This is a genomic window from Streptomyces sp. NPDC050147 (assembly GCF_040660195.1).
Classification (GTDB): Bacteria; Actinomycetota; Actinomycetes; order Streptomycetales; family Streptomycetaceae; genus Streptomyces.
Genome location: NZ_JBFALJ010000003.1, coordinates 460,035 through 473,291 on the forward strand (window position 1 = coordinate 460,035; position 13,257 = coordinate 473,291).

At 69.9% G+C, this 13,257-nt stretch carries 12 protein-coding genes; 10 read left to right on the forward strand and 2 right to left on the reverse strand.

What is annotated here, in order from left to right; all coding sequences use genetic code 11:
• Positions 1-275 precede the first annotated feature (275 nt).
• The 8 genes from AB0I94_RS08500 (at position 276) to AB0I94_RS08535 (ending at position 8,862) form a co-directional block, all read left to right on the forward strand.
• Positions 276-2,519 (forward strand): penicillin acylase family protein, encoded by a 2,244-nt coding sequence (locus tag AB0I94_RS08500; protein WP_363308669.1) that lies wholly within the window; start codon positions 276-278, stop codon positions 2,517-2,519.
• 216 nt (positions 2,520-2,735) lie between these two features.
• A complete protein-coding gene (locus AB0I94_RS08505; protein WP_363308670.1) occupies positions 2,736-4,394 on the forward strand; it encodes an MFS transporter in 1,659 nt (552 codons plus the stop codon).
• Between the two features lie 225 nt (positions 4,395-4,619).
• Positions 4,620-5,105, forward strand: coding sequence for a MarR family winged helix-turn-helix transcriptional regulator (locus tag AB0I94_RS08510; RefSeq protein ID WP_363308671.1), 486 nt, complete (start codon positions 4,620-4,622; stop codon positions 5,103-5,105).
• Positions 5,106-5,294: 189 nt separating this feature from the next.
• On the forward strand, positions 5,295-6,308 hold the full coding sequence (locus AB0I94_RS08515; protein ID WP_363308672.1) for an AvrD family protein: 1,014 nt from the start codon (positions 5,295-5,297) through the stop codon (positions 6,306-6,308).
• 184 nt (positions 6,309-6,492) lie between these two features.
• Positions 6,493-7,077 (forward strand): hypothetical protein, encoded by a 585-nt coding sequence (locus tag AB0I94_RS08520; protein ID WP_363308673.1) that lies wholly within the window; start codon positions 6,493-6,495, stop codon positions 7,075-7,077.
• A 5-nt stretch (positions 7,078-7,082) separates the two neighbouring features.
• Positions 7,083-7,280 (forward strand): hypothetical protein, encoded by a 198-nt coding sequence (locus AB0I94_RS08525; RefSeq protein WP_363308674.1) that lies wholly within the window; start codon positions 7,083-7,085, stop codon positions 7,278-7,280.
• Positions 7,280-7,984 (forward strand): 3-oxoacyl-ACP reductase FabG, encoded by a 705-nt coding sequence (gene fabG, locus AB0I94_RS08530; protein WP_363308675.1) that lies wholly within the window; start codon positions 7,280-7,282, stop codon positions 7,982-7,984. The genes AB0I94_RS08525 and fabG overlap by 1 nt, the downstream gene beginning before the upstream one ends.
• 56 nt (positions 7,985-8,040) lie before the next feature.
• Entirely contained in the window at positions 8,041-8,862 is an 822-nt protein-coding gene (locus tag AB0I94_RS08535) for an AAA family ATPase (RefSeq protein ID WP_363308676.1), read from the forward strand.
• A 55-nt stretch (positions 8,863-8,917) separates the two neighbouring features.
• Here AB0I94_RS08535 and AB0I94_RS08540 read toward each other — a convergent pair whose 3' ends face one another.
• Positions 8,918-11,365 (reverse strand): tetratricopeptide repeat protein, encoded by a 2,448-nt coding sequence (locus AB0I94_RS08540; RefSeq protein ID WP_363308677.1) that lies wholly within the window; start codon positions 11,363-11,365, stop codon positions 8,918-8,920.
• Between the two features lie 189 nt (positions 11,366-11,554).
• On the opposite strand from AB0I94_RS08540, the gene AB0I94_RS08545 reads away from it, so the two are divergent.
• The gene (locus tag AB0I94_RS08545; RefSeq protein WP_363308678.1) at positions 11,555-12,010 is read left to right on the forward strand and encodes a carboxymuconolactone decarboxylase family protein; all 456 of its coding nucleotides are present in this window, start codon (positions 11,555-11,557) and stop codon (positions 12,008-12,010) included.
• An 84-nt stretch (positions 12,011-12,094) separates the two neighbouring features.
• Entirely contained in the window at positions 12,095-12,574 is a 480-nt protein-coding gene (locus AB0I94_RS08550) for a DUF1801 domain-containing protein (RefSeq protein ID WP_363308679.1), read from the forward strand.
• A 157-nt stretch (positions 12,575-12,731) separates the two neighbouring features.
• Here the strand turns inward: AB0I94_RS08550 and AB0I94_RS08555 are convergent, their stop codons facing one another.
• Positions 12,732-13,211, reverse strand: a complete 480-nt coding sequence (locus AB0I94_RS08555) for a MarR family transcriptional regulator (RefSeq protein ID WP_363308680.1) — start codon at positions 13,209-13,211, stop codon at positions 12,732-12,734.
• Between the last annotated feature and the right edge of the window lie 46 nt (positions 13,212-13,257).

The window sequence follows — 13,257 nt, forward strand, 5'->3', positions numbered from 1 at the left end:
CGCCCCCAAGTACTCGCGTCCGTAGTGAAGTTGTCCCCCCTGAAGCTCGATGGATCAAGTTCTTCCGCTTTCCGGAGTCCAAGGTCTTGTCAGCCCGCCGCCTCATGGATAGGACTGTCCGGGTGGTGATCACCGGAACGTGGCGCGTCCCCTGTGGCAGTCGCTTCGGCTGCTCCACGCCCCTCGCCCGGGAACACCGGCACCGCCCGGCCGCGCATACATGCGGACCGGTCTCGCGGTGACTTCTTGATTCCCGACGGAAGGTGGAGCAGCTCATGAGCCACGCGCAGAACACCGGGGTGAGCCGTCGCCGCGTCCTGGGCGGAGCGGCCGGGATCGCCGCTGTCGCGAGTCTGCCCTCCGGCGCCGCGTTCGCGGCCCCGGCGCAGTCGCCGCCCGAGGCGGCCCGCTGGCGCGGACATGCGGCGCGTGTGACGATCACCCGCGACGACTGGGGCGTTCCGCACGTGGTGGGCGAGAGTGACGCCGATGCCGTCTTCGGGATGATGTACGCCCAGGCCGAGGACGATTTCAACCGGATCGAACGCAACTATCTGGTCGCCCTCGGCCGCCTTGCCGAAGCAGAGGGCGAGAGCGCGATCTGGCAGGACCTGCGCCAGCGGCTGTTCCTCGACCCCGAAGCGCTCAGGAAGGAGTACGCGAAGACCCCGGCTTGGCTGCGCACGTTGATGCGGGCCTGGGCGGACGGGCTGAACTACTACCTCGCGACACACCCCGAAGTACGTCCGAAGGTGCTCGAGCGGTTCGAGCCGTGGATGCCGTTGAGCTTCTCGGAGGGCAGCATCGGCGGCAACATCGAATCGGTGCCGCTCACCCAGCTCGAAGCCTTCTACGGCAAGCGGGAAGTGCCGATGACCGATGAGGAGCGGGGGCTGCTGCTGCGCGAACCCACGGGATCGAACGGCATGGCCATCGCGCCGAGTCGTACGCGGGACGGCCATGCGCTGCTGCTCATCAACCCCCACACCAGCTTCTTCTTCCGTGCCGAGCAGCATGTCACCAGCGGCGACGGCCTCAATGTCTACGGCGCCGCCACCTGGGGCCAGTTCTTCATCTACCAGGGCTTCAACGCGCGCACAGGGTGGATGCACACGACGAGCGGCGTCGACAACGTCGACGAGTTCGCCGAGCGGATCGTGACCGGGAAGGACGGTGGCCGCTTCTACCGTTACGGCGATGAACTGCGCCCCGTGACGACAAGGACGATCACGCTGTCCTGTCGCACCGCGGACGGCGCACAGGACGAGCGCAGCTTCACCACCTTCGCCACACACCACGGGCCGATCGTTCGCGAGGCGGACGGCAAGTGGATCGCGTGCGCACTGATGAACAAGCCCCTCGACGCGCTCAAGCAGAGTTTCCTGCGCACCAAGACGCGGGATTACGCGGGCTACCTCCGGGTCGCGGGCCTCAGAGCCAACAGCTCGAACAACACACTCTTCGCGGACTCCAACGGCGACATCGCCTTCCTCATGCCGCAGTTCATGCCGGTGCGCGATGACCGCTTCGACTACCGCAGGCCCGTCGACGGCAGCGACCCGGCGACCGACTGGCGCGGCCTGCACGGCCTCGCGAGCATGCCGCAGGCCGTGAACCCGAGGAACGGCTGGGCCTTCAACACCAACAACTGGCCCTGGACCGCCGCCGGCGCGGACAGCCCCGACGCGGCCGACTACCCGCGCTACTTCGACCAGGCCGGAGAGAACCCGCGCGGGCCGCAGGCGATTCGCGTGCTGTCCGCACGCGACGACTTCACGCCGCAGAGGCTGATCGCGGCCGCCTTCGATCCGTATCTCACCGCCTTCGCACGCTTGGTGCCGGGGCTCGTCGCCGCGTGGGACCAACTGCCATCGACCAATGGCCAGAAGGCGAAGCTGTCCGGGCCGACAGCCCTGCTGCGGGACTGGAACTACCGCTGGGCGGAGAGGTCCACCGCCACGTCGTTGGCCGTGTTCTGGGGTGAGGCGCTGTGGGCGCTCACATCCCGGGCGGCGGTGGACGCCGGTATGTCGGTATGGGACTACATGGCCGAGCGTGCTTCCGATGAGCAGCGCCTCGGGGCGCTCCAATCGGCGGTGGACCGGCTGACGCGGGACTTCGGCGGCTGGAAGGTGCCGTGGGGCCACATCAACCGCTATCAGCGCAACGACGGCTCGATCGTCCAGGAGTTCAGCGACGACAAGCCGAGCATCCCCGTGCCCTTCACCTCGGCGCGATGGGGTTCGCTCGCGTCGTTCGGAGCGATGCGCTACCCGGGAACGAAGCGTTACTACGGCACCAGCGGCAACAGCTTCGTGGCGGTGGTGGAGTTCGGACCACGGCTGCGCGCCTGGGCGGTGACGGCGGGAGGAGTCAGCGGACATCCCGACTCGCCGCACTTCGACGACCAGGCCGAACGTTACGCGCAAGGAAACCTGCGGCCCGTGTACTTCTATCCCGACGACCTCAAGGGGCATGTCGAACGGAGGTACCGGCCGGGGCAGGAGCCCACCCAGTAGGCCCTGGTGGGTGTGCGGCGTCCAGATCTGCGTGGTCGACGACGCCGCACGGGGCCCGGGGTGCACCGGCCCGGAGGCCGAGCTCGGCGGTTTCCGGTCGGATCATGGCGGAGATGTGAGCAGTCCGTTGACAGGCGTGCGAGGCCTTCGTAGCTTTTCGAATCGTCGGTAGTGCCGATGATTTGATAAGTAGATCATTTAGATCTCGGGGGAATGATGTCCGGACGAACGACCTCGGCGGGCGGGCGGGGGTGGACCCTGGCCGTGGTGTGTGTGGCCACGTTCATGCTGCTGCTCGACCTGACCGTGGTGAATGTGGCGCTGCCCGACATCCGGGACGCCTTCGACGCGAGTTTCACCTCGCTGCAGTGGGTGCTCGACGCGTACGCCCTCGGTCTCGCCGCTGTTCTGCTCACGGCCGGATCGCTGGCGGACCGCCTGGGGCGCAAGCGCGTCTTCAACATCGGCTTCGTCGTGTTCCTGGTGGCCTCGCTCGCCTGCGGCCTCGCGAACGATGCCGCGGTCCTGTCCGTGGCACGGGGGGTCCAGGGGCTCGGGGGAGCGGTCCTTTTCGCCGTCGGACCGGCGCTGATCGGGCAGGAGTACCAGGGCAAGGACCGAGGCAAGGCGTTCGGTGTCTTCGGTGGAGTGGTCGGCCTGTCCATCGCCTTCGGGCCGCTCATCGGGGGCGCGCTCACCGATGGGCTGAGCTGGCGCTGGATCTTCCTGGTGAACGTTCCGGTCGGACTGCTCGCCATGGCGGTGAGCGCGCTGCGGATGCGGGAGTCCCGCGCGGAGTCGGCCCCCGCGGTCGACTGGTGGGGCCTGGCGCTCTTCACCGGCGCGCTGACACTGCTCGTGCTCGCGCTGCTGCGAGGAGAGGCCGAGGGCTGGGGCAGCGCACCCATCGTCGGCATGTTCGCGGCCGCTGTGCTGCTGCTCGGGGCGTTCGGCGTCGTGGAGCGCCGCCTTGGCGAGCGGGCCATGTTCCAGCTGTCGTTGTTCAGGAACAGGACATTCAACGGGGTGTCGGTGGTGACGCTGCTGTGCGCCGCCGCGACCATGTCCGCGATCTTCCTCCTGGTGTCGTACGTGCAGAACGTGCTCGCGTACTCGCCGTGGGAGACGGGCCTGCGGTTCCTTCCGCTGACCGGGACGCTGTTCGTCGCGGCCGCGATCTCGGGGTCGCTGACCACCCGGGTGCCGCAGCGGCTGCTGATGGGGACTTCCCTCGCGCTCATCGCGGCCGGGCTTTTCCTGGTCGCGCTCACCGGTCCGGACACCTCCTGGACCGCGCTGCTGCCGAGCATGTTCGGGATCGGCCTCGGCATGGGTCTCTTCAATCCGCCGCGCGCCTCGCTGTCCATCGCCGTCGTGGAACCGTCCAAGGCGGGCATGGCCTCGGGGATCAACGAGACGTTCCAGCAAGTGGGCGTCGCCATCGGCATCGCGGGCTTCGGTGCGGCGTTCCAGGGCAGGGTGAGCGACCTCTTCACGCAGTCCGAAGCCGGACGCCAACTGGGGGCCTCCGCGGAGGAGTTCGGTGAGGCCGTGGCGGCGGGCGGCGGCGCGGAAGCCGCCGGGCGGGCGTCCTCGGGGATGGCTCCCGCACTCGAAGCGGCGGCCCGTACCGCCTTCGTGGACGGGCTGACGGATGTGATGTTCGTGTGCGCGGTGGTCGCCGCCGTCGGCGCTGTGGTGGGCTTCGCCTTCATCCGTACACGCGATCTGCACGAGAGCGCCCGGGGCGAGACCGTGGACGTGGAGAGCGGCCGGGCCGGGGTCAATGTCGTCGGCCCGCAAGGGCGGTTGGAGGAAGAGGGCGCCGCAGCGCCGATCGTCGTCGAAGCCGCACGTGTCGGGGGAGAGGGATGAGCCACCGTGCCGGGGGAGACGGGTAACCCGGTCGGCGACGGCCGGGCTACCCGCCCCGACCGGAGGCGGATACCCCAGGTGACACCGGCCTTGGAGGCCGGTGTCACCGCCAGTACCCTTGACGTCATCGATGATCGGCGCAGGGGATGCTCGGCATCACCGAGCAACACCATCTCCTGGGCCGGTCCCTTCACCGAGATGTCAGCAGCAAAGGGAGCGGCCCGGATGACAGAGGCGACGCCCACCTCGGCGCAACCCGCCGGGCTCGACTTTCCCCTCGTCCGCAGGACCGGCTATCTGCTGAACAAGGCCGGATCGATCCTGATGGAGGACGCGGAGCGGGCCCTCATGGCGCAGGGCATGCGGCTGCGCTATTTCTACGTCCTCGCGGCGCTGGAAAGTGATCTGAGTCTGTCTCAGCAGGATTTGAGCAGACTCCTCCACCTCGACCCGACGACCATGGTCGCCCTGATCGACGAGATGGAGCGGGCCGGCCATGTGGAGCGGCGGCGCAACCCGTCGGACCGCAGGCGCTACATCCTGCGTCTCACCGACGGCGGCCGCGAGGCGCTCGAGCGTGCCGGACACGCCGTGGACGCCGTGGAGCAGGACTTTCTCTCCGCGGTGCCCGCGCAGGACCGCGAGCGACTGCGGGCACTGCTCGGCGAGCTGCTGGCCGACCGCTGGCCGCGCGTGATCGCCTGCGAGTGACGTCCGGCCGAATTCCGTAAATTCTGCGGTGCAACTGGAATTAAAGAATCCCCATTTGAGGTTCTCTTTGGGTCGATCTGTGGAGGCCGTCACAGATTTCCTTGACTAATTGCTTTCCCCTTGATGTGCCGGTTAGTGTTTTTCTGTCCGGGTCACATGGCTCGGGACACGGGGGAAGGTAAACGGGGAATGAGCAACAAGGAATTAGTATACGGATCTCTGGAAAGCTGCCTGGGGCCGGGCAGCACCCGCTTTTTCGGAAGCGGATACAAACGCGTCACGCAAGGCCTCAAGGACATCACCACCGATGGCTCCGCCGACCCGGGCGGGCTGGTCACCGCGCGCGGCACGCTCACCTATCCGCGCGACTGGTCCCGCAAACCGGGCGCCGGTGAACTGCGACCGCATCTGAGCAGCATCGACGCGCTGGTGCTTGCCGCGAACCTGGCGGAGACGCACCTCGCCCGGGCCTTCGGGCTCGGCGCCGCCGAGCGGCGCAGGATCTGGCTGCGCAGTGCCGACGTACGGGCGGGCAGCACGCCGCACGAAGACCTCGCGGACTTTCCGGTGCACGGCAGGCTGCTCGCCGTCGAGGGCCCGGCCGGGGAACGCACCACCCTGGCCAGTACGTTCGACTGCCGCGTCGGCAGCCTGAAAGTGCGCTGCACGCTCGTGCACGAACAGGGCGGCGGCGCGCGCACCCCGGTCACGTACGACGACGAGAAGCAGGCGCTCGGGCCGGCGCGAGCCCGTCACTACGGCGCGGGCTACAAACAGCGCGACCAGTACGCCGAGCAGGTCCGCGTCGACCTCGACCGGCAGGAGATCCAGGGACTGCAGCGCGTCGTCGCCACGGACGAGGACGCGCACACGTGCGGGGCGGAAGCGGCTTACGGGCCGTCGGTCTCCCTGGTCGACGCGCTCGTGGGCGTGGCCCAGCTGGCCCAGGTCCTGCTCTACGCGCAGGACGGACTCTCCCGCGGCGCCACCGACACGCTCTGGATGAGGCGCTTCGTCATCAGTGCGGGGACGCCGGTGCGCCCCTTGGGGCACAGCTTCACGCCGACCGTGCGCACCGCGAGCTCCCGGCTCCTTTCCATGGGCGACGCCCGCTGGCGCACCGCGGAACTGGCCGTCGACGACTTCGCGGGGATCGACGGCCGCTGCTGGCTGGCGCACCGCCTCCCGGCCGCCGCCGCATAACCACACGACCACATTCCCCTGCCCGTACAGGTATTCCGGCACGCTGGAATTGCGGGCAGGGTGAATGACGGTTGAAGCACAACAGGTGCAAGGAAAGCAACACGCGCAAGAAACGCAACACCTGCAAGAAACGCAACGGGGGAAATGAATCATGCGCTTTACACCCACGCTCCGATTAGGAGACGTGCTCGTCGTACTCGAAGGGCCGGCCCGCCTGCTCTGGAAAGAGCACGCGGGCGGGCCCGGCCCGAGGCACTGGACACCGACGGGGCTGTGGCCGGACGCGAGGCAGCGTGCCCAGGTGCGCGAGCACCTGGACGGGGAACGGCCGCTGCTCGTCCTGCTGGACGAGGCCCGGTGCCGCGTGCCCATGCTGCGCGAGGAATGGCGGGCCGCGCCCCGCCAACTGCTGCGCGACCAGGCGGGCACCGGCTCCCGGGACCCCGAGGGCCCCGCTGGCGGCGAGGACCCCGCGGGCGACGAAGTCGTCGAGGTCAGCCTGCCGTTTCTCGACTGGCTGCCCGAGGCCGACAGGCAGCGCGCCGCGCGCTTCCTCGCGGAGAGCGATGCCGCACTGGCACGCACGCCGGTGGCGTTCCTGCCGGCGCTGATGACGGAGGAACCGCGCGACGGAACGCCGATGAGCCCGCGCTTCGCCCGGCGGCTGCTGCCCAACGCGCTGACGGCGGACCGCCTCGCGGCAGCCGTCGAGCACCTGTTCGCCGACGCGTCGCAGTACTGCGCGGCGGCGACCGGCTCGGCGAGGTGATCGCGGTGAACCAACACCCGCTGAACGAGCACCCCCCGAACTCCGTCGGCGGCTGCGGTCCCTTCACCAGCCTGGGGGAGATCGGCCTCCTGATCGTCACGACAGCCGTCCAGAACCTGGCGCTCACCGGCCGACGTACGGCGGAACTCCGCAGCCGACAGGCGCGAAACGCGCGAGAAGCCACCGCCCCGAGGAGCCACTGATGGGACGTTCGGTCATGGTCACCGGCGGCAACCGCGGCATCGGACTCGCCGTGGCCACCGCCCTGGCGGCCGACGGCGACCGTGTCGCCGTCACCCACCGGGACACCGCACCGCCCGACGGACTCCTCGGCGTACGCGCCGAGATGACCGACACCCGGAGCATCGACGCCGCCTTCAAGGAAGCGGAGGCCGCGCACGGGCCGGTCGAAGTGCTCGTCGTCAACGCGGGCATCACCCGGGACACCCTGATCCTGCGCATGGCCGAGCAGGACTTCACCGACGTCGTCGACGTCAACCTGCACGGCGCCTTCCGCGCGGTGCGCCGAGCCGTGCGCGGCATGGTGCGGGCGCGCTGGGGCCGGATCGTGCTGATCTCCTCCATGACCTTCGCGTACGGAGCGCCCGGCCAGGTCAACTACGCGGCCGCCAAGGCCGGAATGCTCGGCATGGCCCGCTCCCTCGCCTGGGAGCTCGGCCCACGGAACATCACGGTCAACATCGTCGCGCCAGGCCTGATCGACACGGACATGAGCCGCGAGATCACCGAAGGCCGCCGCGAACACCTGCTGTCCATCACTCCGCTCGGCCGCGTCGGGGAAGCGGCCGACGTCGCCGCCGCCGTGCGCTACCTCGCCGGCGAGTCGGGCCGCTTCGTCACCGGAGCGGTCCTGCCGGTCAGCGGCGGCCTGGGCCTGGGCGGCTGACCACATCACCCACCCCGGCTCCGGCCGGGCCACCCACCACGGGAAGAGAACACACCATGGGGAACACAAGCACCCCCTCAGCGCTCGCCGACGCCACGGCCGTCCCGCCCCCGCAGCGCGGTCTGCACCTGGCGATCTCCGGCACGTACTCCAGCGGCAAGAGCACCACGACCGAGACGCTGTCGATGGCGACCGGCATCCCCCGCACGCACGCGATGACGTCGCGCGAGATCCTCGTGGACCTCGTGCCGGGCAAGCAGGTCCAGGAACTCAGCGCGATGGAACTGACGATGCTCGGATTACGCCGTCTTGAGGAGCGCATCCACCATGAGGCGGGCGAGGGGCCGTTCATCTCGGACGGCTCCGTGATCCACGAGTGGATCTACGGTGAAGCCCGCATGCGCGTCGGCATCAACCCCGGGGCGAACCTGTTCCTGCGGGCGGTGAAGAACATCGCCGGGCTTCCGGTGAAGCGGTTCTACCGCCAGTACATGGACGCCTACGGGGCGGTCGCCAAGGCACGTGCCAAGCGGATCTACGACGCCTATGTGCACCTGCCGGTCGAGTTCGAGATGAAGGCGGACGGCCACCGGCCGGTCTCCGAGAAGTTCCGGCAGATGTCCGACGACCTGCTGATCGAGACCCTGGAGGAGCTGGAGATCCCGTACCACGTGGTGGGCGGCACCGTCCGCGAACGTGTGGAGCGGATCATCGAGATCTTCGGCCTGCCCCTGGTGATGCCGCTCGACGAAGCGATCGAACGGGCCGGCGCGAAGGTGCGCCAGGCCACCGAGGTCCTGGAACAGGACGCCCGCTTCCACGAGGCCCAGCGGACCAAGTCCCTGCGGCGACGCGCCTCGTACGCGGTGCGGTTCTGACCATGTCTTCCGGTGGGCGGCTCCGGTCGCCCACCGCAAGCGGGTCCGGCTCACCTCAGGCGCCTAGCTCCCGCAGAACGGCCTGGCCCGCCGCGCGGTGTACTGCCGCCGTGGCGGGATCTGTCGCATCGAGGACGGTCGCGATGCCTTCGTGCGCCAGTGCCTCCTCGTTGCGGTAGCCCAGTCGCGGGGCGAGTTCGAGAGCATGGCGGTGTAGTCGCAGAGCCTCTTCCGGCAGGCCCGCGAGGCGGCAGGTCTCGGCGTAGCCGTTGAGGAAGTGGATCTTCCAGTGTTCCTCGAAGAGCTCGTCGAGCAGCGCGAACGCCTGCCGGTGGCTGGCCAGCGCCTCCTCGTGACGGCCCATGCGCCGGAGCGCGACACCCAGGCAGTTGAGGCACCACGCCTCGTTGTGGAGGTGCCCGTCCTCTCGGGCCAGTGCCAACGCCTGGTGCAGGTGGGTCGCCGCCTCGTCGGGCTCCTCGTCGGCGATGGCCAGGCCGAGGGTGATCCGGGCCGTCAGCGTGGGCGGCGACGCGGCGTCGGAGTGGGGGATGTCGAGGACCTCCCGGGCTCGCTGCGCCGCCTCCTCGCGGTGCCCCAGTTGCAGCATCGCCCAAGCCTCGGACGCGGCGGCTGCGGCCCGGCCCGTCGGGCAGTCGGCCTTCTCGTACAACTTCCCGGCCAGCCTGAAGAGTTCGAGCGGCTCCTCGACATACCCCTCGTCCCACTTCAGATAGCCGCGCCGCAAGGTCAGCTCGGCCTCCGACCCCAAGTTGCCCGCCTGGGACAACCGCGGTTGTGCCGCCTCGTACGACGCGGCGGCCTCCGCCATCCGGCCCGCGTTGTAGCGTGCGAAACCCAGGTCGCTGTGCGCGTCGGCCAGTTGGAGCGGATCGCCCAGGCGCTCGGCGGCGGCCAGCGACCGCTCGAAGAGAACGTTGAGGTGCGTCGTGCCGCAGCGCCGCGCGAAGTAGGCCCGTAGGAAACGCGGCAGCTCGCACACGTGCACGTCGGCCCCGACGGCGGCCGCCGTCTCGAAGGCGGCCACCAGGTTCTCGTACTCTGCCACGAGCCAGGCGAACGCCGCGTTCTTGTCCGCGAACCGCGGCAGCGCGACCGGCGGCCGGCCCGCGGAGGGCGCCCGGCCGGGCGACAGGAACGGCATCGCCGCGTCGGCGGCTGCCGCCGCGTGCACGTAGTAGTCGAGGAAACGGCCGAGGGCCCGCTGCCGTTCGGCCGGTGAGTCCTGCTCCTCTCCGGCCCGGCGCGCGTGCTGGTGCACCAGGTCGTGCAGGCGGTAGCGGCCCGGCGTCGACTCCTGCACGAGGTGCGCGTCGACCAGGTCCTCCAGCATCGCCCGCGCGCTGCTCAGCGGTACGTCCGCCAGGGACGCCGCCAGGTACTCGTCGAAGGAACCCCCGGGAAGCAGGCCGAGCAACCGGAACAGGCGGGCTTGAGAGCGGTCCAACTGCCGTACGGACATGGCGAACGCGGTGTCGAACTCGCTCGCTCCCTCGGCCATCCGCTCGACGAGGACGCCCACGGTCCAGCCGGGCCGGTGCCGCAGCCGGGCCGCGGCCAGGCGCAGGGCCAGTGGCAGATGGCCGCACAGCCGCAGTACTTCGGCGGCGGCCAGCGGGTCGCGGGCAAGGCGGCCGTCGGGACCGCTCGGGTCGCCGCTGGCGCGGGCAAGGAGTTCCGCGCTCTCCTGCGGGCTCAGCACGTCGAGGGAGACCGGCGGCACCTCGTCCAGGCCGATGAGCCGGTTCCGGCTGGTGATGAGGGCGACGGACGGACCGGCGCCGGGCAGCAGGGGGCGGACCTGGTCGGCGTCGGCGGCGTTGTCGATCACCACGACGACCCGCCGGTCGGCAAGTTCTGAGCGCCAGCAGGCGGCCAGTTCCTCCACGCCCTCCCGGGGAACCTTCTCGGACGGGACGTCGAGCGCGCCGAGCAGCATGCGCAGCGCCGAGTCGGGGTCGAGCGGCTCCCGGCCCTCGGTGAAGCCGTGCAGATCCACGTAGAGCTGGGCGTCCGGGTAGTCGGCGGCGAGGCGGTGCGCCGCGTGCATCGTCAGGCAGGTCTTGCCGACCCCCGCCATGCCGTCGACGGCGACCACCCGGTGGCTGTCCACCGCGGCGAGCACGGCGGCGAGTTGTGCCTCGCGTCCGGTGAAGTCCGGCACGTCGCGCGGCAGGTCGTTGCGGGGCCTCGGCCTGCCCTGGCGGCTGGACTTCGGGGGCGCGGGAAGGGGGTTGGAGGAGCGTTCCCACAGGGGGCGCAGTGGGCGGGGGTCGCGCTTGACGAGACGGCAGAGCGCGATCACCGCGGGCCAGGGCGGCAGGGTCTGGCCGCTGAGGTAGCGGGAGAGCGACGAGGAACTGAGGCCCGCGTCGCGCGCGAGGGCCCGTACGCCGAGTCCGGACAGTTCCTGGATCAGGCGTAGCCGCGCCGCCAGTTCGTTCTGCGGATCCGCCTGCGCCGTGCGTTGCGGCTCATCCACCAGATACCCCCCGTGTCCCGTGTCGTCAGAAACCTACCGGGCCACGTCATCGCTGCTCAAGGATGTTTCAGCTGTCCCACGGTGTCCCACCGCCATCGTCGTGGCGAGCGGATCGGGCTGATATGGAGTCACGCCCCGAGGGAACGGGGGCCGACACCGAAGCCGAAGCACAAAGAGGAGAACACCGAGATGCAGTCCCGTATGCAGAACCCCGCCGTCATCCTGTCCGACGCCATGCCGGCCATCCAGACGCTCTTCAAGGCCGTGCACTCCGGAGGGGTGGAGGCACAGACCCTGGAGCTGGTGCACCTGCGGGTCAGCCAGATCAACGGCTGCAGCGCCTGTGTCGACGGCGGCGCGAAGTCGGCCCGCAAGGCGGGCGTCAGCGACGAGCGGCTCGCCGCGGTCGCCGCCTGGCGCGAGGCCCCGTACTTCACCGAGCCGGAGCGGGCCGCGCTGGAGCTCGCCGAGGCCGCGACGCGCCTCGCCGACCGCGCCGACGCGGTGAGCGACGAGGTGTGGGACGCCGCCGCCACCCACTTCGACGAGAAGCAGCTGGCCGCGCTCGTCCTCATGACCGGTGTCACCAACCTGTTCAACCGGCTCAACGCCACGACCCGCCAGATCGCCGGTGCGTGGGGCTGACACCCCGTCGGGAGGAGCCGCCGTGACGGCTCCTCCCGGGCACGGCCACTTCCCACACCGACCCACGTACGCAAGGAAACCGCCATGACGAACGCCCAGAAGTCCGCCAAGAGCCCTGCCGCGACCGCCACCGAGTTCGACGGATTCACCGATGAGGAGCGCGGCGCGATGAAGGCGCGCGCCCAGGAGCTCAAGGCCTCCGCGCGCCGCGGGTCGCGCGCCGACAAGGCGGCGGAGGAGGAGGCTGCCGTGGTCGCGAAGATCGCCGAGATGGAGGATGCGGACCGTGTCATGGCCGAGCGCATCCACGCCGTGATCAAGGAGAACGTGCCGGAGCTTGCGCCGAAGCTCTGGTACGGGATGCCCTCGTACGCCAAGGACGGCAAGGTCGTCTGCTTCTTCCAGAGCGCTCAGAAGTTCAGCGCGAGGTACGCCACGTTCGGCTTCAGCGACAAGGCGGGACTCGATGACGGCGCCATGTGGCCGACCTCGTACGCCCTGAAGGAGCTGACGCCCGAGGGTGAGGCGCGGATCGCGGCGCTCGTGCGGAAGGCGATGAACTGAAGAAGGGCCGGGGGCTCCGCGAGCAGGACGGCGGAGCCGCGGCGGGGCGAGGAGGGGCTCTCACGGGCCGGGTCGGCGTGTCCTTCGCTGGGAACGCGGCCCGGCCCTCGCCGCGTGTCCCGGCCGCGAGTAGCCACAGCCTGCGCAGGCTGTCCGGTCAGTCGAGGTCTTGCGCCGCCTTGTGCCCGGCCTCGGCGACACGGTGGAGGAACTGGGAGAAGCGTTCTAGTTCGGTGTCCGGGTAGTCGGCGCAGATCCGCTCCACGGAGGCGTTCATCCCGGCGAAGTGTCCGAGCAGCTCGGCGTTGCGGTCACGCAGCGCCCGCACCAGGGAGGCACGGCGATCCGCCGGGTCGCGCTCACGGGAGATCCAGCCGGCGCGTTCGAGCCGGTCGAGTACTCCGGTCATGGTGGCGGCGTGGAGTCCGGCGCGGCGGGCCAGGGCGCCGGGGCTCAGCGGGCCGTGAGCGTTGATGAGGTCAAGGCAGTCCATGTCCACGTCCTTGAGGCCGACGCGGCCGCCGACCTGCCGGTTGAGCAGAGTGAGCTGGGTGTCCAGCTCGCGCAGCGCCTGCTTGACCCCGACGGTCGCGCGGCGATGGCTGCCGTCCCCGGAACCAGATGCTACGGAACTCATAACTTACGCACCCCAAAGGAAAGTGTTACGGTCCTCGTATATTACG

What these genes read in the sequence shown, in the direction of transcription:
- AB0I94_RS08510 (WP_363308671.1), top strand. Translation starts at nt 4,620, where the DNA reads ATGACAGAGGCGACGCCCACCTCGGCGCAACCCGCCGGGCTCGACTTT.
- AB0I94_RS08545 (WP_363308678.1), top strand. Translation starts at nt 11,555, where the DNA reads ATGCAGTCCCGTATGCAGAACCCCGCCGTCATCCTGTCCGACGCCATG.
- AB0I94_RS08535 (WP_363308676.1), top strand. Translation starts at nt 8,041, where the DNA reads ATGGGGAACACAAGCACCCCCTCAGCGCTCGCCGACGCCACGGCCGTC.
- AB0I94_RS08500 (WP_363308669.1), top strand. Translation starts at nt 276, where the DNA reads ATGAGCCACGCGCAGAACACCGGGGTGAGCCGTCGCCGCGTCCTGGGC.
- AB0I94_RS08505 (WP_363308670.1), top strand. Translation starts at nt 2,736, where the DNA reads ATGTCCGGACGAACGACCTCGGCGGGCGGGCGGGGGTGGACCCTGGCC.
- AB0I94_RS08515 (WP_363308672.1), top strand. Translation starts at nt 5,295, where the DNA reads ATGAGCAACAAGGAATTAGTATACGGATCTCTGGAAAGCTGCCTGGGG.
- AB0I94_RS08550 (WP_363308679.1), top strand. Translation starts at nt 12,095, where the DNA reads ATGACGAACGCCCAGAAGTCCGCCAAGAGCCCTGCCGCGACCGCCACC.
- AB0I94_RS08555 (WP_363308680.1), bottom strand. Translation starts at nt 13,211, where the DNA reads ATGAGTTCCGTAGCATCTGGTTCCGGGGACGGCAGCCATCGCCGCGCG.
- fabG (WP_363308675.1), top strand. Translation starts at nt 7,280, where the DNA reads ATGGGACGTTCGGTCATGGTCACCGGCGGCAACCGCGGCATCGGACTC.